Origin of the sequence: Spirosoma utsteinense (assembly GCF_014282275.1) — a bacterium.
Taxonomy (GTDB): domain Bacteria; phylum Bacteroidota; class Bacteroidia; order Cytophagales; family Spirosomataceae; genus Spirosoma; species Spirosoma utsteinense.
The window spans coordinates 175,539-197,075 of sequence record NZ_VFIA01000006.1; the positions used below are offsets into that span (position 1 = coordinate 175,539).

Consider the following 21,537-nt stretch of genomic DNA (forward strand, 5'->3'; position numbering starts at 1 on the left):
ATAAATCATGCCAACAGCACGTACCTTATACAAAAAAGAGCTGGCCCATTGCCGTGAACACTTTGACCGTGTCGATCTGCAACGGGAACGAGGGTACCTCATGAAATTCACTACGTTCTCAGCGAACATGGAGAATATCATGCCATTGGTCCCCCGTACTCAGCATGAGTCGCTATTTCGGGAGCTACTGCTACAAAAAGCCTTCACGACCTTCGATCAGCACTGTATATCGGCTGGCGATCTGGTAAAGCTTAGCGGTGCCTACGATGTATTTACGAAAAATGAAGGACCAAAGATTTATTGTACTTATCACCTTGGATCTTATCGTCAGTTGACGAGCGTGCTCTTTCGGAATGGGGTAGATTGCGTGTTGCTGGTTGGTAACAATATGAACCGTCTACAAGGCGGTGACATGACAGAGCATATCGATGCGCTGCGTGAAAAACACGGATTGACGAATGTCTTCCGGATCGTAGAAACGGGAAGTCCATCGGCTGGGTTAACAGTACTGCGGGAGTTGAAAGCAGGGCGGTCATTGATCGTTTACGTGGATGGTAGCCCTGAAACGGCACCGGTTGCTGGTGAAGAATCCCAGTTTCTATCTGTTCGGCTTGGCAATCGGCGTATTATGACGCGTAAAGGCGTTGGTTTTCTCTCTCATGCAGCAAACGTACCAATTGTACCGGTTGTGAGCTATAGAAAAGCAAGCCTGACTAATGTCCTACATTTTCTGAGCCCAATTCGGCCTATTCGCCAAAGCAATCGGGAAATGTATTGTCAGGAAGCTATGCAACAACTGTATGATGCGTTTTGGCCCTACCTGAACCGGTATCCGGGGCAGTGGGAAGGCTGGAATTTTATCCAGGCGTTTATAGAGCCAGAACAGCCCAGGCAGGCGACTAACGGACAACGACCTATACGACCTATATTCAATAAGGATCGCTATACGTTATGTGATCTGGAACAAGCACCTATTTTATTCGACCGTCGGTTATACCAGACGTATGAAATTACAGAAGATCTGCGGGATTTACTGCTGGACCTTAATTCCGTAGACTCTGTAGAGGGAGTTGTGGGGGAAGAAATGTTCGGCGAGTTAGTAGAGATGGAGATTCTTTGTTAAGTATACCTACAGAAAAGAACGTTACGTTACAAAAGAAGGCTCAACCCTGTTCAGGGTTGAGCCTTCTTTTGTAACGCTTTATCAGAAGCCTAATGGTCAGGAAATGCTTCCAACCTCGATGGCTTCACCTGCTTTGTTGAAGAATTTAAAATTAACGATGCCCAGAGAACTGTCTTTCACCAGTTTGACCCACGTTTTGTATTTGGCGTACCATTGCATTTGCTTGGAGTACCACCCTTTCGTGTAGTAGGCAAAGAGAAAGGGGTGCATTGCAATGGAAATACCACGCTCATTCTGTTTGGTAAGGATGTAATCCAGATTGCTTTCAATTACATCGGTAACCAGCACACTGGCCTGAATAGTACCGGTGCCATCGCAGGTAGGGCATACCTCTCGCGTTACGATATTCATTTCGGGGCGAACGCGCTGTCGCGTAATCTGCATCAGCCCGAACTTGGTCAGCGGTAAGATCGTGAACTTCGACCGATCAGGTTTCATTTCATCCCGCATGATATCCTGAAGCAGCTTTTTATTTTCTGCCTTCTTCATATCGATGAAGTCCACCACAATGATCCCTCCCATATCGCGCAGGCGCAACTGACGGGCAATTTCTTTAGCGGCCTCCCGGTTCACGCTAATGGCTGTAGCTTCCTGATCTTCCTCGGAATTTGACTTATTGCCGCTATTAACGTCAATGACGTGCAGCGCTTCCGTATGTTCAATTATCAGATAGCCTCCGCCAGGCAAGCTCACCGATCGGCCAAATAACGATTTGAGTTGTTTTTCGAGCCCCAGCGCTTCAAAGATTTTAGTCTTACCGCTATGCAGCTTAACAATCTTCTCTTTCTCCGGAGCAATTGTATGAATGAACGTCCTTATTTCGTCGAACGACTCTTTCGTATCGACGGTAATGCTCTCAAACGATTCGTTGAGCATGTCCCGAAGAATAGAAGATGCCCGGTTCATCTCACCCAGCACCCGATCGCGGGGTTTAGCATCAGTTAAGGCCTTAACGGCCTGTTCCCACTTTTCTAACGAGTGCTGCAGATCACGGTCGAGTTCTTCAACGTCTTTCTCCTGAGCAACGGTACGAACGATAATGCCGAAATTAGGTGGCTTCAGTGATGACATCAACCGCAGCAACCGTGACCGTTCGGCACGGTCGGTAATTTTTTTGGACAGGTTCACGCCGTCCGAAAACGGCACCAGGACCAAATAACGGCCCGCGATCGAAATATCGCAGGAAAGGCGTGGACCTTTGGTTGAGATGGGTTCTTTAACCACCTGAACCAGGATGGGCGCATTTTTCGTCAGTACCTTATCGATTTTCCCAATCTTCTCGATAACCGGCTCCAGTTTGGTACTGTTGAGCCGACCGGTGGTGACGCGCTTGGCGATTACATCTTTGACGAACTTGTTTAGCGAGTTGATATTCGCTCCCAAATCCTGGTAGTGCAAAAAACCGTCTTTCTCGTGACCTACATCAACGAATGCTGCATTAAGGCCAGATGAGAGTTTTTTGACTGTTCCTAAGTAAAGATCGCCAACGGTAAAGTTGCTGTCTAACTCTTCTTCGTGATACTCCAGCAGTCTCTTGTTTTGCAAGAGCGCAATCCGATCACCTTTCTGAGTCGAACTGATAACTAATTCATTACTCACAAGATGAAAGTACGGTTAGAATGGCTGTATAAAAAAAAGAAGCCACGTTCGGGCTTTGCAGACCGGCACGAGGCTTCCACAAAATGAGTTTGTAGTTCGTTGTCTGGAGTTGGCTATCGATTAATCGATATGCTTAAACTACGAACCACGAACCACAAACTATTTTTTCTTATGCCGGTTTTTTCTGAGCCGTTTCTTCCGCTTGTGGGTGGCAATCTTGTGCCGCTTCCGTTTTTTACCGCAAGGCATAATGTAAACAGTGTTTAAGGTTGAAATATGTGTCGGCTGACCACCCGGTCAGCCCAAAAAGTTGTATAGCTTTAGTACTATATGAGTGCAGGGTTTCCTGGGACGAACCGCTACTACTTCCTGCAATCTGACGACTATATAACTTACTTTGATAACCGATCCTCATACTCGCGGACGGCTGCCAGGATCTGCGGGTCTTTTTCCTGCTGTTTCACCTGAGCTAATACCCGTCGGGCTTCGTCTTTCTGACCGGCTTCAGCCAGGCTGACGCCTAGATAAAACTGGGCTTTACGGCTATTCGGATTATTGACCAGAATCTGTCGAAACCGTTCAATAGCCCGTCCATACTGGTTAGACCGCATTGACAATAAACCCAGATTGAACAACGCCAGTTCGTTTGTCGGTTCCTGTTTCAATACCTCACGCAGAAGCATGATACCCTGCATTGGTGTTTGGGTGTTGACATACGTCATGGCCATGTTAGCCTTGGCTTCCAGCAGATTTGGATTGGAGACAAGTACTTTTTGATAAAAGTCACGCGTCTTCTGACCCAATTTTGCTGTTTTTTGCTCATCCACCGCAAAAGTATAAGCTTCAAAGTAGGCGTCGCCTGCTCTGAGCATATTTCGTTCGCTGGGTTGAGCTACTGCCAAAAGATCGGCATAATAGGCTGCGCTATCGTACCGGGTTACCGCTCGGAAGGCAGCAATCAGCTTTTCACCAAAGGCTTCTTTCTGGGTTGGGGCAGCCGTTAAAAAGGAGGCCCGCAAGGTTCCCAACTGTTTCTGTTCGTCGGCCGAAATTGGCTTCTCATGAATGGCCGACCGGTCTGGCTGACTGTCGTCGGTTGGGCCGATAGAAGCGGTTGCATTCAGAGAGTCGGTTGTACGGCCTCCTGTACGGCCCGATGTTTGCGACGTGCGCCCACCCGCGCTGGATAGCTGCTTGTCTTCGTTGCGCACAACAACCTTAGGGAGGGTATACAACCCAACCGTTAGAGCGGAGGCCATTACGACAACAAGCAATACCGTTTTATTCATAGTGGAAAGGATCACATCGCAAACGTACGGAACACATACTGCCATTGCTGGCTTTAACTACTTACTCAGCCGCTACTTTGGCCTTGTCGCTGGTTTTCACTTGTTCAACGAAAACCTTGGCGGGCTTGAAGCTCGGAATAAAATGCTCGTCGATTACCATAGCGGTATTCTTGGAGATATTCCGGGCTACTTTCTTGGCTCTTTTCTTATTGATGAAACTGCCGAACCCTCTCACATAAATATTCTCTCCCTCGGCCAACGAGTCTTTAACTACCGAAAAAAAGGTCTCAAGGGTGTTCGTTACCTCGGCCTTATCGATTCCGGTCTTATCGGCGATCTCTGCAATTACGTCTGCTTTCGTCACGACTTCTTAAACTTTAACGTTTACTGTGTTGTTGAAAATTCGGGTGTCAAAAATGGGAGCACAAAGGTAGGGCTTTCTGGTAAACTATAAAAACTCCATTAGATCCATTTTCCTACTAACGACGTTTTTTTTGTTTTTATTTTGAATTGGCAATCAGGCTTTAACGCACTCGAAACAACCTTTGCACCTACGCTGGAGCGATGGTATGAGCATCACAAACGCGACCTTCCGTGGCGTCATACACGTGATCCTTATTGCATCTGGCTATCAGAAATAATCCTTCAACAAACGCGTGTAGCCCAGGGAAAGCCGTATTACGAACGCTTCATCAATGCCTATCCAACTGTAGCCGATATGGCACGTGCCGAAGAGCGCGATCTGCTCCGGCTATGGCAGGGGTTGGGGTATTATTCCCGTGCCCGGAATCTGCATCAGACTGCCCGTTATGTAACCCATGAACTTTCCGGAAAGTTTCCGGATAACTTCCGTGACCTCTTGAAAATGAAGGGTATAGGGGTTTATACAGCGGCTGCTATTGCTTCCTTTGCCTTTGGAGAACGGGTTCCGGTCGTCGACGGGAACGTATATAGGGTATTGGCACGAGTCTTTGGCATCGACGAGGATATCACCACGACAACGGCGAAGAAGACATTTGCGCGTCTGGCCGACCAACTGATTCAGGCAGCCGGGGATCCCGCTACCTTCAATCAGGCGATTATGGAGTTTGGGGCTATCCAGTGTACCCCTTTATCTCCCGACTGCTTGCTGTGTCCGCTTCAGCAACAATGCAATGCCTACTTGACTGGCCGTCAGCAGCGGCTGCCTGTAAAAGCCAGGAAAGCTGCCGTCCGTGAGCGATTTTTCAATTATCTGGTCTTCAAGAGCGGGGACAAAATAGCCTTACGTGAGCGTACCGCTCGGGATGTATGGCAAAACCTGTATGATTTTTGCCTGCTGGAAACTGACGAGGTTCAGGCGAGCTGGCGTGAGTTGACGTTGCCTGAGCCATTGGTAGCACTGGTAGCAGAAGGTAAGCTGGTTGGTAGTCCTGTGCAGACGGTACAGCTATTATCACATCAGCGAATCCGGGCTGTTTTTTATACAATTGAGCTGCCTTTGCAGTCGATTGTACCTTTGCCTGTAGGGTTAGATTGGTACACAATCGAGGAAGCAGGCCAACTTCCCAAGCCTGTATTAGTCACGAACTATTTGGAAAAGTGGTTTGGATAAGTCGGTTTGTTTCAGTATCTTTAATTCTTCTTAAGCCCCTCATTTTTTTTCATACGTAACATAGAAATAGAGTATGGCAAGCCTCAATAAAGTAATTCTAATTGGTAATGTCGGTTATGATCCAGACGTTCGCTATTTGGATGGCGGCTCAGTTGTTGCAAAATTCAGCGTTGCTACTAACGAGCGGTACACGACCCGTACTGGTGAGCAGGTAGAACAAACGGAATGGTTTAGAGTGGAAGTCTGGAACGATCAGGCCAAGATTATTGAAAAATATGTTCGCAAAGGCCAGCAAATATATGTTGAAGGTCGTTTGCGAACCGAGACATATACGGACAAGGAAGGTAAGGAGCGTTTTGCTTTGAACGTCAGAGCAACTACGTTTCAATTTCTGGGTGGTCCTAATGAGCGGGAAGGTGCTCCTCAGGAGGCCCCCCGTCAGCAGCAGGCTCCTCAACCGGCGGCTCCTGCCCCGGATCGGCGCCCGCAGGCGGCTCCTCAGCCGCAGGCTGCCCCTACGACGGCTGCCCGCCCGCCACAACAACGACGGGAGCCGGACCCGGTGCCATTTGAGAGCAACAGTGGTGACGACGATCTGCCGTTCTAGCCCGAACACTGCTCTATTGTTGAACGAGATTTGATGTACATGGACCCTGGTGATCCGCTTCCCCGACAGGTGCCTCCGGCTATTGATGGCTGGGGCACCTATTTTGATTTGTTTGGCCCCTATGTGGCCCTGATTTTACTGTTGCTGGCTTTGGCTGGTTTGGTATCGGCTTCTGAAGCCGCTTTCTTTTCCCTTTCCCCCAATGATCGTGCCCGCTGTCGTGATAGCACGCAGGCTGAGGACCAACGTATTTCATTACTGCTCGATCGGCCCAAACGACTACTGGCTTCGCTGGTAATTTTTAATAACCTGCTCAATATCGCTGTCGTTGTCATTGCCATGTATCTGACCTGGGAGTTTTCGCAGGAATCGCGTGGCTCAGGCTGGGTACTATCGGCTGTTACGCTTGGCGTTACATTGACAATTGTACTTTTTGGCGAGATCGTACCGAAAGTGTATGCCAGTCAAAACAATCTTATGGTTGCGCGCCGGACGGCTCCATTGGCTCAGGTTGGGTTAGTGGTGTTTCGGCCTCTGTCGGCTATGCTGGTCAGTATGAGCAACCAGGTCGATAAACGAATACAGCGCCGGGGCTACAAACTCTCCGTTGAAGAACTGAGCCAGGCTGTAGAGCTGACTGGTACGGACGCTACTACTGAGGAAAAGGAAATACTGAAAGGTATTGTAAACTTCAGTAATCTACTGGCACGTCAGGTGATGCGAACCCGAATGGATATTTCTGCCGTGGCTGACGACCTGACATTCAGCGAATTGATGGCTCAGATTAATACATCGGGTTATTCACGGGTACCCGTTTATCACGAGTCTCTAGATCAGATCGAGGGTATACTTTATATTAAAGATCTTCTGCCTCACATTCATGAAATAGACTCGTTTCAGTGGCAGACCCTGTTACGTCCCACGTATTTTATACCAGAGAACAAAAAGGTCGATGACCTGCTACAAGACTTCCAGAAGCGTCGTGTTCACATCGCAATCGTTGTAGACGAATACGGAGGAACGCGTGGGCTAGTGACGCTGGAGGATATAATCGAAGAGATATTTGGCGATATCAACGACGAATTCGATGATGAAACGCCGGTAGGCTATCGCCGTGAGGATGAATGGACGGTGGTTTTCGAAGGGAAGTTGCCGTTGACGGATGTATGCCGGGTGCTGAACGTTGATGCAACAACGTTTGAAACAATGCAGGGTGATAGCGAATCGCTGGGTGGACTATTACTTGAACTCTTCAGCCGCTTGCCGAAAGATGGCGACGAAACCACGTATGCTGGCTTTACCTTCCATGTCTTATCGGCTGATGACAAGCGAATAAACGAAGTAAGGGTTGTTAAGATAGTAGAAAGTGACCGTATAAAAAATAGTATCTAATCCAGTTAATAATGGGTATTGCCAAGCTGATAGAATCCTGTAATTTTATGCATACTGTTAACTTAACCTCATATGACAACGATATTATCAAAATTAAAAGCAATAGCAAAGCACACGTTGATGCCCGACAAGGTATCTAAACCAGTTACCAGTTTTGAGCCAGGTACACTACCATGGATTGATAAAAGTGGAGCAGACATCGACAGTTTCATTAAGAATTATGAGCCTGCTCAATCACTTCCCTACGATTTAGCCGAAAAGATGAAGTTCTGGAAGCAGAACGGGTATGTAATTCTTGATCAAGCTATTGCCACAACGTGGTTAGATCAACTTTGGAGTGAGGTAGAAGAGCTTATTGAAAATCATGAAGAGTATCCTATAAACGTACGGATCGATCTGCCCGAGTACGCTGCTCATCCGGTAATGGCTATTAAAGATGTGCCGAAAGAAGTACTGAACGGACCCTACATTAAGTTTCTCGATTTTCATGACAACTCCGTCATTGCCAAGAAGATAATGTTGCATAAGAATATTGTAACCTTTCTGGGGGCAGTATTCGGAGATAAGGTGATAGGTATGCAAAGCCTGGTCTTTAAGTACGGAAGCCAGCAAGCAACACATCAGGACTTTGCTTACGTAGTTTCTGAAATACCAAGTCATCTGGCAGCCGCCTGGATTGCACTGGAAGATGTGCATATCGACTCGGGCCCTTTATTCTACTACCCCGGATCACATACAGTCAATAAGTTTAATTTTGGAAACGGCATCTTTTATAATGACAAGTCGACCCTGCATCCCGGCGACTTTGCCAATTATCTGGATAAAGTCTGCCTAGATGCTGGTCTGGAAAAGAAGACACTGCTCATCAAAAAAGGAGATGTGTTGTTATGGCACGCAGCCCTGGCACATGGAGGTGATGAAATTCGAAATTCAACATTGACACGTAAATCGTTCGTATGTCATTACTCATCGAGTAAAGCCTATCGACATCACCGGCAGAGCCCAACGGCTGAACCAGTACGTCGAACAATAAACGGAGCGGATGTTTTTGTGAATCCGACCATGCCTGACCAGGAGGATGTATTTACTGTAGGGAAGACGCTGTAAAGAAATGACACGGGTTGGAAATGGATGATTCGTTTAGATCATAATCATCTATTTCTAACTTTCCTATTATACCCAAAGACCCCTCCCCTGATTATACTCGTCGCCAATTCGTTGGATATCGTCGGCCGAGTGTGTAAGAAAGCCTTTCTGGCGTAGCCTTTTCAGGCGTCTTTTTTCTGTCCAGGACAGTTTACCATCCACTAAAACACCGAACACAATAAGTCGTTCCAAACTACAGCGCACGTGGTTGGGTGCTTGCATAACGCGCTCAGCGAAATGCCCCGTCAATGTTGCATCGGTGTTTAAGGCAAAACGATCTACCAGCGTCTCGGTCAGGAGGAAATGAGCATAATTATACTGACGTTTCAGAATAGCCACATACTGGAGTGCTTCAAGAATCAAGGGACTGAACTCTTCACTTTTCCCCCACTCATCGTGTAACTCGTTCACGAATTCACGAATCGTAGCTGGTGCCATAACCCGAACCTGGGCTTCATGCAACACCTGCCAGGAGGCCCAGGCATTCCATACTGCGTAGATGGGCATACCCGCCAAATCGGTTACCTGCCGTAAAGCATATCGACCAATAAATCGCTTTACCAGAAATTTCAGCGCCAGGTTACTCAGAGCCGCTTTCACCATATTAAGCAGGAAAAAGATCGTAAGCCCCCAACGGGGCATATTCAGATAGGGATCTATGCCAAAGCGTAGGATACCCCGATTGGTACGTTCGAGGGCCGCATCAGCCAGGGCCTGCAAGTGGCGATCATACTGCGCATCGTGAGCGCGGGGAAACTGGCAGGCCTGCATGATCGACTTCACACCCCGTAGGTTGATTGCAACCAATAGACTAACTTCCAGATAAACCAGCAGAATACCGTAAAGAGCTGTAATGAGTGGCAACTCATAGATAGTACCGAATACACCAATGGGTGTAGTCATGAATAAATCCGGCCAGTAATACTGAGGAATATACAATAGTACAACGCCTAGCATACCAAGCAGCGCTGCCGTTATCAACGTCAAAGCTTTGGCCCGACGAATCATACGACACTCATAAGCATTCAGCACATAAGGTTCATCGGTAGGATGTGCCGTATCGAGGGCATGGCGAAGATAACGCATCGCCAGATGATCGAACGGACCAGTACTGTTGTTCGGTGGCCGGGTTGACATGATCGTATCGTGACAGTGGATTCACAGCTACAACTACGGAACGGGTAGGGTTGTTAGCGAAAATTCTGTATGAAACGCAACTTGGTTGATTGACCGCTTATAAATCGGACAGGATGTAGTAATGCTGATGGTAGGTAGGTCGGCCAAACAGTTAGTCAGTAAATGTACCCCCTGTAAGGCTTTCGATAGGTGAACATTCCCACAATCGATATGATACGTATTCTGTTCGGATGGTTGCTCGTTGGTCAGGTCATGGGTCAGAGCGTTGTGGCACCTAAAACGGTTCGGCCACAGTCTTCAGGCGCAAACCAGCGTATTAAAAATGAAATGACCCATGTGGCTCAGGCCTTTCTGGCAACCCTGTCGAATGAGCAACGACAGCAGGCAGTGTACGCACTAGACGATCCCGAACGATTTGTCTGGTACTATACGCCACATGACCGCAAAGGCTTGCCCCTCAAGCAGATGAATTCTGACCAGAGACTGGCTGCGTTGGCCTTGCTAAAGACAGGATTAAGCGATCAGGGGTATGAAAAAGCAACGGGGATTATGGATATGGAAAACGTACTACGGGTTGTCGAAAATAAACCCGCTAACGATACCTACCGCGATCCTGACAACTATTATGTAACTATTTTCGGTAATCCTGATAAGGATAGCCCCTGGAGTTGGCGGATCGACGGCCATCATTTGTCGCTTCAGTTTATGTCGCAGGCAGGATTAGAGGGTCGTGGGCAGTCAGGTTCAGAACGCATATTGGCACAGACGCCAACGTTCTTCGGCAGCAACCCCGGTATTGTTCGAAACGATCCTGGTATGGCCGATAAGCGAATGGCTGATCCACGATTGGGCAAACTACCCCAGTACGGAAAGCAATTACTCAGACAGGAAACCGAACGTGCATTTGCGCTACTGAAAGCCTTGACACCAGAACAGCTAAAACAGGTCGTTGTAGCACCGGTGGCTTACCCGGATATCCTTACGGGTAATAAGCGCAGCGTAGTCATGGATAAGATGGATGGCTTACAACTGGGGGATATGACTGCGTCGCAACGCGCTCTTTTTCTTGAACTTCTTCAAACGTACCTGTCTAACTATCGCATTACACTCGCGAACCAGCAGTTAGACAAACTCAGGAAAAGTGGTCTCGATAGCCTACGATTTGCCTGGGCAGGTGATATGACCCCTCAGTTGGGCAATGGAAAAGGGTGGTACTACCGTATTCATGGCCCTACGATTTTGATTGAATACGATAATACCCAGAGTGATGCCAATCATATTCATACCGTTGTGCGTGATCTGACCAACGACTTTGGCGAGGATCTACTACAGGAGCATTACCGAACCAGTAGTCACAAAAAACCATAGTTGGACTGATTCTGTACTATTTAACAAATTTTAAGGGAAATGTGCGCGCGTTTTTTCTTAATTTAGTAAGATAATTCGTTCTCAATTCATGAAGAAAATCCTCATTAGTGCGTCGGTGTGCCTGCTCTCACTAGCCGCTTCAGCGCAACAAACCCAATGGTTCCTGCGTGACAAGACTGACAGTACTGTCGGTATCAGCGTTGAGCGCACATACCGCGAATTGCTGAAAAATCGTAAACCCACACCGGTTGTTGTCGCTGTAATCGACGGTGGCATCGATATCAATCACGAAGACCTGCGCCGGGTGCTCTGGACCAACACAAAAGAAGTGGCGGGCAATGGTAAAGATGACGACAAGAATGGATATGTCGATGACATTCATGGCTGGAACTTCATTGGTGGCAAAGATGGCCGCAATGTTGGTTATGAGACCGTTGAAGTAACTCGTCTTTACGTTCAGCTGAAACCCAAATATGAGGGAAAAAGCCGCGCGTCGCTTAAGCCGGCGGAACAGAAAGAATATGATTTGTATGTGAAGACAAAAGGTGAGGTTGAGAAAAATCAGGCTCAGTACAAAGCGCAGTATCAGGGGATCAGTCAGTTTTATACGCAGTATACAGCGGCCGTCGATAACCTGAAAAAGGCGCTTAACGTAACCAAATTAGATACCAACACGCTGCGCCAGGCAGCCGACACGCTAACCGATGCAGCCCTGAAACGGCCTGTTGCAGGTATTCTTCGGCTGCTGCGTCAGCAGGGAGCCGCCGACACAGATGTGGTATTGGGTGAACTGGAAAAAGCGAATGAGCAGCTTAAAGCTCGTGCTGAATACAATTACAATCCAGACTTCAACAGCCGTGATATTGTAGGCGATAACCCTAATGACCTAAAGCAACGTGATTATGGCAATGCCGACGTAGCAGGCCCCCGTGCTGATCATGGCACACACGTGGCTGGTATCATTGGAGCCGACCGGACCAATAATCTGGGGGTAATGGGTATTTCCGATGCTGTACAGATCATGGGAGTTCGGGCGGTGCCGGATGGCGATGAGCGGGATAAAGATGTCGCTAACGCCATTCGCTATGCTGTCGATAACGGAGCGCAGATCATTAACATGAGCTTTGGGAAAGATTACTCGCCCCAGCGTGAAGCTGTGGAGGAAGCCGAACGCTACGCATTAGCAAAAGGCGTATTAATGGTTCATGCGGCTGGTAACGACGGAAAAAACATCGATACGGCCGCCAACTATCCGGCTCCCCGCTTCATAGACGGAAAAGAAATTCCTAATGTGATTACTGTAGGGGCTAGTGCCGAACCGAACACCAGTGACCTTATTGCCAGTTTTTCAAACTATGGAAAAGGAACGGTCGATGTGTTTGCGCCGGGTAAAGACATTTATTCGACGGTGCCGGACAGTAAGTATGAGAGCAATAGCGGAACCAGCATGGCTTCGCCAGTAGTAGCGGGGGTTGCGGCTGTACTGAAGTCCTACTTTCCAAAACTGACCTACACCGACATCAAGCGGATTATCATGGAGTCGGCGACACCCTACCAGACCAAGGTTCGTAGACCTGAGTCGACCGATACGGTTGCTTTTTCGACCTTATCAAAAACAGGTGGGGTTATCAACCTGTACGACGCGGTTAAAATGGCGTTAGCGATGGAAGCTGGAGCCGGTACGAAAGGTAAATAAAAAAGCATATCGTACGGTTTAGTCCGTAATTGAGCAATGCCCGTTACCCCCTATACGTTGTGGTGACGGGCATCGCTATTTCTTTACAAATCGTCTTCTTTCAACGATCTCCCCATCGGTCATCTGAAAGAAGTAAGGACCAGGTGGTAAATCAGAAACAGGTAATTCGGCGTTTAACTGACCATTAACAGGTTTTAGTGTAAAAGACTGTGGTGAAGCGCCCCGTATGTCAATTATATCGATCAAAACCCGCTTTGTGGTTGCGTTCAGATACCGGATAGAAAGTACGTGTTCGACCGGGTTTGGAAACAAGGTCAGCAGCGGATATGGATCGGGCGTTGTAGCCGTTAGCACCGACATCCGTATTGCCCGCTCCGATGACCAGCTTACACAATTGTACTGGGTGACCTGCACCTTGTAAACACCCGGTTGCGATACTGAAAAGCGGTTTTGATTCGCGTTGATTATGGGTGCATTATCGCGGTACCATTGATAACGCTGATCCGCTATATCGGGCGCTTTCAGCGTAACGACTGCTCCCTGAAGCAGTACTAGATTCGTCTTTTCAGGCTGCAACGTGATGCTATCGACTTGTGTGATTCCTACTGTTGTCTCGTTCGATAGGGCTGTGCAACCGTTGGCATCGGTCAGGCGAACAGCATACCTGCCCGCCTGCGTCACGCTGTATGTATATCGATTTATACCAGGGATGACTGCCCCGTTCCGTAGCCATTCATACTGCATACCAGGCCCGTTTTCGGCTTGTAAGATAAGGGGCTTTCCGGCACAGATCCGGGTGTCGCCGGCGGGGGTAATAGTCGATGATAGTTGACAGATGCTTCGGCGTAAGCCGCTCACGATGAGGGAGAAGGGTTGGCCAGCGTAAGTCATTCTCGCTTTGTGTGTTACCCTCAACGTATAGGCTTGTCCGGGAACGGGTCGTTCAATAAAAACCTGTTCAACATTATCGAACCTGTTGTCGCCCCGTGTGGCAGGTTGGTCGGGCCGGCTTGGGTCCAACACAAAAGGCAGAATGGACCCCTGGCTGTCGATCATACGTAAGTCGAGATCGTTGACGAGCTTGGGGGTTCGGCTATTGACCGACGTTGCTGCAACGGGCGTGGCTGTGCCCTCGGGATCGGTCCAGCAGAGAGTTACAACAAGTGGCTCATTACCCTGGGCCACGAGCTGGTAAGTAAAGGTACCTGCTGAGGCTAACGTCTGCTCAAGTATCAGATGGGCTTGGTCTGGGTTGAGAATGACGCGGGCAGCTGCTTCACTATTGAGTAGTCCCCAGCCCTGCCGGTAGTCGGGCCCGATAGCCGGGTAGAGCCGGTCGGCGGTATGTATTGCCAGAGCACGTAACGTAGCCGCCCGCATGAACTGGTTAACGGCTGAGATTGTGCCTGTTTTCGCCCGTTTCTGCGCATAAAGCTCCTGCCATAAGAACAGGGAGCCAGCTACATTCGCCGATGCCATGGATGTGCCGCTGTTACTACCGTATGCTGCGTTATCGCTGCCCAGTGTAGAAAAAATGTTAGTCCCCATACCCAGTAAATCGGGTTTGATACGGCCATCGTCGGTGGGTCCCCAGCCGCTGTAAGGGGCTGTTTCAAGACTGGTCAGGTGCTGTTGATCATTGACGGTAATCTCTGCTGCGCCAACGGTTAGCACGTTCTTGGCCGTGGCTTCACCCGGAATAACATCATACGCATCATTGCGACGTCGGGCAACGGTGCTTTGCTGGTTGGTGTCCTTCAAAAAATAAGGCGTGTTGGGAGGTGGTCCTGTTTCGCTGCGTTTATTATCGGCCGATCGGACCATCAGATAAAACGGGCTGTTATAAGCGACCCGATCAAGATCGCGGGCATTGTTGGTATAGAAGCCGAACAGATAATCTTCCGTACTGCTGATTGTCGTGTTGCCCCACCATTCCCATTTTAGAGCAGGATCGGTTCCTGGCCGCGAAGGGTTATATACCCAGCCAACAACGGGGCCATAAGCATGATTGGATACCAGTAGCGTAGAAGCAGCCGCGGTCAGTTCGGCAATGTCATTGGTATAGTCCCAGACGGATAAGACGGCTTCATAGTCCATCCCTTTAGCCTCTGCCCGGACGCCCCCGGCTACGAGCGTACCCGCCAGATGGGTAGCGTGATCGCTGATTGTGGCCGATAGGTCTTTGTTTACTACCCGGGATATACCCGGTGTTGAACCCGAAATTTCCTGATGGGTAGTCAACACCTGACCACCGTCCCAGAGTCCCAGCCGTCCTGCCACTGCAGCCGAGTTGCCGGATAAAGCCACCCCTGAACTACCTCCTTTGTAGAGTGATTGCGTTCGGGTGCCCTGTGCGGCCTCGCTGTTGTGGAGTGAATAATAAACCGGCTGACCAAAGGTATCGACGCCCTGAAGCTGTAGTGTTCGCTGATTGGAATAGTTTTTGCGAACGGGCCAGCCATACTGTTTTGCCAGCCTACGCGTGCTATCCTGCTGATTTGTATGGCGCTGGATCAATTCGGTTTCCCAGGCCGGTATAGTTTCCTGTTGGCTTGTTTGTGCGTCAGCCGGGCTGGTCATACTGCCGAAAAGCCACAAAAGGGCACAGAACAAAGCCTTTCGGTATATCTCCAGGCCATAGGCTGTATCATATTCAGTTCTCTTTCGGAAGATGTGCAGGACTATCAGAGGAAGTACGTAGTTATTGTTTGCGAATCCGTTTTACCCGAACGCGTTGCGTCTGGTTACCGCTTACAATCACAAAAAACGTACCACCGGGCAAATCGGCTATATCCAGTATAGTCGACATGTTTTTACCATCGACCTGCATGGTCGCTGTACGAACCGTTATCCCGCGGGCATCGGCCAGCCGAACGGTTGGCACGTATGAGGCCAGGGATGCCACCGAAACAGTTAATTGGCGTGTTGCGGGGTTGGGATAAACCAGTATGTCATCATCCTGTGGGTCGGGTTCTGTTGCCAGAATACTTAACACGACATCATCTGAAATAGCTTCGCCACAGCCGTTAACGCTACCCTTTACCGCATACCGGCCCGATTTGACAACGTTCAGGCTTGATCCCGTAGCACCCGCAATTGGAATACCATTGAACAGCCACTGCACATTGCCCCTAACATTAGAGGTGAGCGTAAGGCCATTGGTTGTAATAACCGGCACCTGTGCCGTTTGTACGGCTACAGTTACGATCGCTGACCGAACAGGTAAACAATTGTTAGCGACCTGAACCGCGTAGTTGCCCGTTAAGCTGGCCTGAAGTGTGCTACTGAGAGCACCCGTAATTGCCTGTTCGTTTCGATACCATTGGTAGGAGAGGCCAGCGCCTGTATTGGCCTGGAGCAGGACACTGGCACCCTGACAGATACTGGTAGACCCACTGGCCACAATGGTAGCCGTAGCGGCTGCGCCGGGCGCGGTTGAAACAGGAGTTCGCTGTACTGCCGGACAGTCGAGTGATTTCACGGCTATGTCGTAGAAATAGTACCAGGCCGTTTTGAGTGTATCGGACGTGTTGAACAGCGATCCTTTTATGGTCAGGATCGGATCGCCCGATCCTGATTTAATCTGATACGGAAAACCCGTTACCGCCGAATTGCTTCGGAAAATAGAGGCTCCTTCTGCGTAGTCGATCGTGATCTTATAGTCGCCCGGATTAGGAATCCGCAGGTTCAGTGCATACACGGCCCCCTGGTCATCCGGATCGTCGGCCAGCTGACCGCTACTGTTGACTACCGTAAGGCTCTGGTTGCGGGTCGGTAATACGTCGAGCGTAACGCTTGAAATGGCTGTCTCGTCAAACTTGCGAACGGTAAATGTCAATTTTCCCGCCGAACCGATGTAGAGCCGGGCCCGCTCGATAATCAGCGGCACTTTGGTCGAGACGAGTGGTGCCGGGCCAAAGTTGCCCGCGTAGGAGCCACCACCAAGCGCCTGTTTGGTGACCGGACCAACAGTACCCGAAAAATCGTTCAGAACGGCGTAAAATTGCCCGCTGGCAGGTATCGTCTTACTGGCTACCTGATTGCCTGCCGCCAGCAAATTGCCGCCTGTGGGTGCATCGTACCAGAAAGCTGTACCACCGCCGGTATTGCGAAGCGAAATAGCGCTGTCGCTCCCGCATCGTGTAGCCGAGAACAACCCATTGGTAGGGGCAGGGGTAGTCGTTCGGGTTTCAATCAGGGTATTGTTCGCCAGGTTCTGATCGGTACCGAGCGCTGTTGTGATCGCAAACTGATACGTCTGGCCGGGAGCCAGTGTGATACCGGTGGCTGTTTTCAGTGTCAGCAGACCTTCGCGGAAAGGGGCCAGGCTCGGTACCGTACCGGTTACGGTTGCCACGTTTTTGCCGCTGGCATCGGTGATGGCTATACTCACCGGGATATTGCGTTGCTCGGCGGCACCAAAATTACGGACCCGTACTTCAAGCGTTATATCGGTGTTGGTTTGGCCACAAAGATTTGCTTCGGGCGAAACCAAAGCTGTGACACCTATGTCGTTGGCGGTTTGTACGACACGTAGCACATAATCCTGCGTTTCTCCGTTTTCGTACGTTCCGCAGGCATTTACCGAAGCCGCGCTATCGGTTTCTCTGGCTACAATACGCATCCGAATGAACTGACCGCTCTGAACCGATGGGGGAATGGTTACTGTGGTTACGAACTGGCCTGTGTTGCTTAGCACCCCCGATGTAGCGACTGTTTCGCCCGCATCGTCGAAACTGCCGTTCTGATTCCAGTCCGCAAAGGCTTTCACACTAACATTTTTGGCCGCTCCGCACGTGCCGAGCGAGACCGTCAAGGGAAGCTGCTGGCCAGCCTGAACAGCAGTGTTGACTGATGTAAAATCGGAATAGGTCGTGCAACCATTCGAACCTGCCTGATTGATACTGCCCAACTCTACCCGGCTTATTTTACTGTCGGCTGTGGAGGTGGCTTTCGATTCACAATATACCTTGCCACCAACACCGCTGATGAGCAGTCCATACTCCTGTTTCGCACTGGTCAGGGTACCCTTATGGTTGATGGTAAGCGTATAGGTTTTTCCGGGTATAGGATTGGCGATCAACACCTGCTCAACATTATCACGGATATTATCGCCCCGCGTGGCCGGATTGGCCGGGTTTGCCGGATCGAGAATCCACGGCTGAATAGAGCCTGTACCGTCGCTGATGCGCAGATCCAGGTCATTGACAAGTTTAGGCGTCCGGTCATTGAGCGACGACGTAGGGGTGCTGGCGGGGTCGGTCCAGCAAATAGTAACAACCAGCGGTCCGCGACCGGAGGCCACCACGGGTAGGGAATAGGTCTCGCCCTGATTGATCGCCCGTTCGTCGATCAGGTAATTTTGATCGGTGTTGAGAATCGCGCGTCCGGCCCGTTCGGCGTTGAGCAACCCCCAGCCATTCTGGTAATCGGGGCCGGGTGCGTTGCCCGCTTCGTCGGCCGTATGGAGCACCAGGCCCTTCAACGTCGACGACCGCATGAACCGGCCACTGTTGCGCTGTCCAAATAATTCCTGGAGCAAAAGCACGGTGCCCGCCACATTGGGCGACGACATGGATGTGCCGCTATAGACCACATAAGCACTGTCGTTTTGGGAGCTTGCCGAGAGCACACTGACACCTACGCCAACAATGTCAGGTTTGATACGCCCGTCGTCGGTTGGCCCCCAACTGCTGAAGTCGCCCAAGCCAACATCGGAAGCCTGATTGTAACCCAGGTCAAGGGAGCGGATAGCGCCTACCGCAAGGATATTTTTGGCCGTACCATACGTACTGATTTGATCATAGCCATCCTGTTTGGCACGCGGGGCGGTACTGGTTCGGGTACTGCTACCGAAAAAATAGGGTTGACCATCACCAGGGCCATTCTGACCATGGTTGTTACCCGCCGACTTCACAATAAGGTAGTATGGCGCTCTTTGGGCAATCTGATCCCAGGATTGGGCGGCCACATTATATATCCCAAACTTATAGTCTTCAGTAGTACTCAGGGTTGTGTCTCCCCACCATTCCCATTTCGTAGTTGTAGTGCGGTCGTCGTTATATATCCAGCCTGCCTGGGAACCATAAGAGTGATTGGATACGAGCAGGTTCGATGCCGCTGTGCCCATCTCCGAAATATCGCTGTTGAAATCGTAAGCCCGCAGATTGGCACCAAAGGCCATACCTTTTACCTGCGGGTTGACACCTGCGGCTATCATAATACCCGACACGTGCGATGCGTGCGAATCGAATGTACTGGCGTTGTCGATCTGCGTGACGCGGCTCCCCGATGTTCCGTTGCGGAATTCGACGTGTGTGCTGCGTACTTTGCCTCCGTCCCATAGCGCCAGTTTATCGGTCATTGTGCTACCCGTCAGGGATACGCCCAGGCTACCGCCTGCATAGAGTGACGTTGTGCGGGTCGTTTGGGCGGCTTTCACTACGCTGTAAGTGGCATCGTAGAGTAGTTCGCCCCGCTCACTGATACCGCGCAGTATCATAACCGTTCCGTTAGCCCGGCGCTGAATTAATGGACGCTTCAATCGCTGGGCTTCGGTAAGTGCCTGCTGATAGTTCTGGGCTTGAAACGCTGTCAGGCTTTTTTGCAGGTTGAGTTGCTGCGTCCGTTGTTGAGCGCTGTACTGTGGGAGGGGCTGGGCCATCAGGGATATGATGGAAGTTCCTGCAAGGAAAGTAATTAAAAAATACGTTGCCCGGAACCGTAAACTTTTTTGCATATGGATGAAGTAATCATAAATCAACCCCGTACGAATATATACATTCAGTACGGGAAAGCAGTTAGTATCGTTGCGTTATACGCTGGTTTTAAGGTACGTTTAACGTGAATAATTAGATCTGACAGCTGTGACAAGCCGTTGAGTGGCTTTGTTTTATTACGCTGCTGCGGAGGGCGTAGTTTTCAGGCGAACTGCGTTCAACTGAGGGCAGAGCCATTTTTAGTAGCTATGAGCCCACCTTGGTATATTCCTGAATGAAAATAATCCACGGTAAGAAAGGTATTATTTCCCTAGGCAGCCCATGCGCTGATCGATAAAAATTAACTGTCTGGTAGCCCAACTGTGCCCCAATCTGCGTTATTTCGCAGACAGTCAATTGGAATCGACCGCATGGTAGGTATTATTATGGGCAGCCTCTCTGATCGCAGTGTGATGCAGGAGGCCGCCGACGTTTTGACCACGTTTGGTATAACGTGGGAAATAGATATTGTTTCGGCGCATCGGACGCCGGAAAAAATGGTCGAGTACGCTAAAACAGCGCGTAGCCGGGGTCTTCGGGTAATTATTGCCGGGGCGGGTGGGGCGGCTCATCTGCCCGGAATGGTGGCGTCGCTGACAACACTGCCCGTAATTGGCGTTCCCGTCAAATCAAGCAACTCAATCGATGGATGGGATTCTGTCCTGTCGATCCTGCAAATGCCCGCCGGGGTTCCCGTGGCGACCATGGCGCTGAACGGCGCGCGCAATGCCGGTATTCTGGCCGCCCAGATCGTTGGGACGTTCGATGAAACAGTTGCCGGGAATCTGGGCCGATTCAAAGAAGAATTGAAAGAGAAAGTGGCGGAGATGAGCCGCACATTACAGGGCTAATCGCATAGACAATACCCAAATTATATTTATTGACTCAATGGAAACCGAGAATCAAACGACGCCATCGAACCCCCGTCCCAGTGGAAGTTCGAGTTTGCCCGCGCTTACGCTCGTCGTATTGGTGGGCCTTATTGCGGCCTTGCTCTACGTTGGCTACGATTATATCACCGACGATACCAATGGGTCTGACGAACTGACCAGCATGCCACTCGATACGGTATCGCAGCAACCAGTGGCCCAGAACGACCCTGAAATGCTGATGTCGCCGGAGGAAGTAGACACCTCGTCGCAGCCCGCGCCGGTCGATCTATCCCAGGCCACGCCACCTGCCGATGCGCCTGTTGCCGACGCTAAAGCCGAGGAAGTTGCCGAAGATAACCGCGAAACTACCGCTGGCAAACCCGGCCCGGCGGAAACCGCAGCCACCGAAAAACCGGCTTCCAAACCAGTGGCTGAAAAACCGAAACCCGAGAAACCAAAGGAGGAAAAGCCAAAGGCCGAGAAGCCTAAAGAGGAGGTTGCCGTAGTGAAGCCAAAGGTAAAAGCTGGTGGTGTATCGCGTGCCTACACGGTTGGTGCGGGAGAGACATTTTATGGCGTGGCCAATCGCTACAACATGACGGTGAGCACCCTGAAACAGCTTAATCCCGGCGTATCGGAAAGCGATATCAAAGCAGGCGTTACCAAACTCAACGTTAAAGCCATGGCCGTTCACACGGTTGGGCCGGGCGACGTTCTGCGAGTGGTAGCCCAGAAATATGGCGTTAGCAAGGAAGCCATCATGCGCGCCAACAAAAAAAGCAAGGACATTTCCACCCGGGGCGAAAAACTCATTATCCCGTATCCGGAGAAGCAGTAAGAAATCAGTCGATCAGTTAGTTAGTCGGTGAGTTGGTCAGTCGGTGAGTTGGTCAGTC

At 50.1% G+C, this 21,537-nt stretch carries 15 protein-coding genes; 9 read left to right on the forward strand and 6 right to left on the reverse strand.

All coding sequences use genetic code 11. The features are described from left to right. Nucleotides 1-7 precede the first annotated feature (7 nt). Nucleotides 8-1,123: a lysophospholipid acyltransferase family protein gene (locus FH603_RS06835; protein ID WP_186736716.1), complete on the forward strand. Its 1,116-nt coding sequence runs from the start codon at nt 8-10 to the stop codon at nt 1,121-1,123. A 96-nt stretch (nt 1,124-1,219) separates the two neighbouring features. Here FH603_RS06835 and FH603_RS06840 read toward each other — a convergent pair whose 3' ends face one another. From FH603_RS06840 to FH603_RS06850, 3 genes are all read right to left on the reverse strand, one after another. Continuing rightward, entirely contained in the window at nt 1,220-2,782 is a 1,563-nt protein-coding gene (locus FH603_RS06840) for an Rne/Rng family ribonuclease (RefSeq protein WP_186736717.1), read from the reverse strand. A gap of 392 nt (nt 2,783-3,174) precedes the next feature. Next, nucleotides 3,175-4,071, reverse strand: a complete 897-nt coding sequence (locus FH603_RS06845) for a tetratricopeptide repeat protein (RefSeq protein WP_186736718.1) — start codon at nt 4,069-4,071, stop codon at nt 3,175-3,177. A gap of 61 nt (nt 4,072-4,132) precedes the next feature. Beyond that, entirely contained in the window at nt 4,133-4,435 is a 303-nt protein-coding gene (locus FH603_RS06850) for an HU family DNA-binding protein (RefSeq protein WP_080237187.1), read from the reverse strand. Nucleotides 4,436-4,576: 141 nt separating this feature from the next. On the opposite strand from FH603_RS06850, the gene mutY reads away from it, so the two are divergent. The 4 genes from mutY to FH603_RS06870 all read left to right on the forward strand — a co-directional run bounded on the left by mutY (nt 4,577) and on the right by FH603_RS06870 (nt 8,771). Next, nucleotides 4,577-5,665 carry an A/G-specific adenine glycosylase gene (mutY, locus tag FH603_RS06855; RefSeq protein WP_186736719.1) on the forward strand — a complete coding sequence of 363 codons (1,089 nt, stop codon included), beginning with the start codon at nt 4,577-4,579 and terminating at the stop codon, nt 5,663-5,665. A 73-nt stretch (nt 5,666-5,738) separates the two neighbouring features. Further along, complete coding sequence (locus FH603_RS06860; protein ID WP_186736720.1) at nt 5,739-6,272, forward strand: single-stranded DNA-binding protein; 534 nt, start codon at nt 5,739-5,741, stop codon at nt 6,270-6,272. Nucleotides 6,273-6,311: 39 nt separating this feature from the next. Next, nucleotides 6,312-7,664, forward strand: a complete 1,353-nt coding sequence (gene gldE / locus FH603_RS06865; RefSeq protein ID WP_186736779.1) for a gliding motility-associated protein GldE — start codon at nt 6,312-6,314, stop codon at nt 7,662-7,664. A 72-nt stretch (nt 7,665-7,736) separates the two neighbouring features. Continuing rightward, nucleotides 7,737-8,771 (forward strand): phytanoyl-CoA dioxygenase family protein, encoded by a 1,035-nt coding sequence (locus tag FH603_RS06870; RefSeq protein WP_186736721.1) that lies wholly within the window; start codon nt 7,737-7,739, stop codon nt 8,769-8,771. Between the two features lie 66 nt (nt 8,772-8,837). Here the strand turns inward: FH603_RS06870 and FH603_RS06875 are convergent, their stop codons facing one another. Next, nucleotides 8,838-9,947 carry an LBF_2804 family protein gene (locus FH603_RS06875; RefSeq protein ID WP_186736722.1) on the reverse strand — a complete coding sequence of 370 codons (1,110 nt, stop codon included), beginning with the start codon at nt 9,945-9,947 and terminating at the stop codon, nt 8,838-8,840. A 210-nt stretch (nt 9,948-10,157) separates the two neighbouring features. On the opposite strand from FH603_RS06875, the gene FH603_RS06880 reads away from it, so the two are divergent. Both FH603_RS06880 and FH603_RS06885 read left to right on the forward strand, forming a co-directional pair. Then, nucleotides 10,158-11,315 (forward strand): DUF3500 domain-containing protein, encoded by a 1,158-nt coding sequence (locus FH603_RS06880; RefSeq protein ID WP_186736723.1) that lies wholly within the window; start codon nt 10,158-10,160, stop codon nt 11,313-11,315. 88 nt (nt 11,316-11,403) lie between these two features. Next, nucleotides 11,404-13,011, forward strand: coding sequence for a S8 family peptidase (locus FH603_RS06885; protein WP_186736724.1), 1,608 nt, complete (start codon nt 11,404-11,406; stop codon nt 13,009-13,011). Nucleotides 13,012-13,086: 75 nt separating this feature from the next. Here FH603_RS06885 and FH603_RS06890 read toward each other — a convergent pair whose 3' ends face one another. Both FH603_RS06890 and FH603_RS06895 read right to left on the reverse strand, forming a co-directional pair. Next, nucleotides 13,087-15,624 (reverse strand): S8 family serine peptidase, encoded by a 2,538-nt coding sequence (locus tag FH603_RS06890; protein WP_235985278.1) that lies wholly within the window; start codon nt 15,622-15,624, stop codon nt 13,087-13,089. Between the two features lie 88 nt (nt 15,625-15,712). After that, a complete protein-coding gene (locus FH603_RS06895; protein ID WP_244967991.1) occupies nt 15,713-19,675 on the reverse strand; it encodes a S8 family serine peptidase in 3,963 nt (1,320 codons plus the stop codon). A 465-nt stretch (nt 19,676-20,140) separates the two neighbouring features. Here FH603_RS06895 and purE point away from each other — a divergent pair, with 465 nt between their 5' ends. Both purE and FH603_RS06905 read left to right on the forward strand, forming a co-directional pair. After that, nucleotides 20,141-20,620, forward strand: coding sequence for a 5-(carboxyamino)imidazole ribonucleotide mutase (purE, locus tag FH603_RS06900; RefSeq protein WP_186736726.1), 480 nt, complete (start codon nt 20,141-20,143; stop codon nt 20,618-20,620). A gap of 37 nt (nt 20,621-20,657) precedes the next feature. Beyond that, entirely contained in the window at nt 20,658-21,479 is an 822-nt protein-coding gene (locus FH603_RS06905; protein WP_186736727.1) for a LysM peptidoglycan-binding domain-containing protein, read from the forward strand. Nucleotides 21,480-21,537 lie beyond the last annotated feature (58 nt).

Bases quoted from the DNA above. Each gene is read 5' to 3' on its own strand.
- FH603_RS06835 (WP_186736716.1), top strand. From the start codon at position 8: ATGCCAACAGCACGTACCTTATACAAAAAAGAGCTGGCCCATTGCCGT.
- FH603_RS06845 (WP_186736718.1), bottom strand. From the start codon at position 4,071: ATGAATAAAACGGTATTGCTTGTTGTCGTAATGGCCTCCGCTCTAACG.
- FH603_RS06860 (WP_186736720.1), top strand. From the start codon at position 5,739: ATGGCAAGCCTCAATAAAGTAATTCTAATTGGTAATGTCGGTTATGAT.
- gldE (WP_186736779.1), top strand. From the start codon at position 6,312: ATGGACCCTGGTGATCCGCTTCCCCGACAGGTGCCTCCGGCTATTGAT.
- FH603_RS06870 (WP_186736721.1), top strand. From the start codon at position 7,737: ATGACAACGATATTATCAAAATTAAAAGCAATAGCAAAGCACACGTTG.
- FH603_RS06875 (WP_186736722.1), bottom strand. From the start codon at position 9,947: ATGTCAACCCGGCCACCGAACAACAGTACTGGTCCGTTCGATCATCTG.
- FH603_RS06880 (WP_186736723.1), top strand. From the start codon at position 10,158: ATGATACGTATTCTGTTCGGATGGTTGCTCGTTGGTCAGGTCATGGGT.
- FH603_RS06885 (WP_186736724.1), top strand. From the start codon at position 11,404: ATGAAGAAAATCCTCATTAGTGCGTCGGTGTGCCTGCTCTCACTAGCC.
- FH603_RS06895 (WP_244967991.1), bottom strand. From the start codon at position 19,675: ATGGCCCAGCCCCTCCCACAGTACAGCGCTCAACAACGGACGCAGCAA.
- purE (WP_186736726.1), top strand. From the start codon at position 20,141: ATGGTAGGTATTATTATGGGCAGCCTCTCTGATCGCAGTGTGATGCAG.
- FH603_RS06905 (WP_186736727.1), top strand. From the start codon at position 20,658: ATGGAAACCGAGAATCAAACGACGCCATCGAACCCCCGTCCCAGTGGA.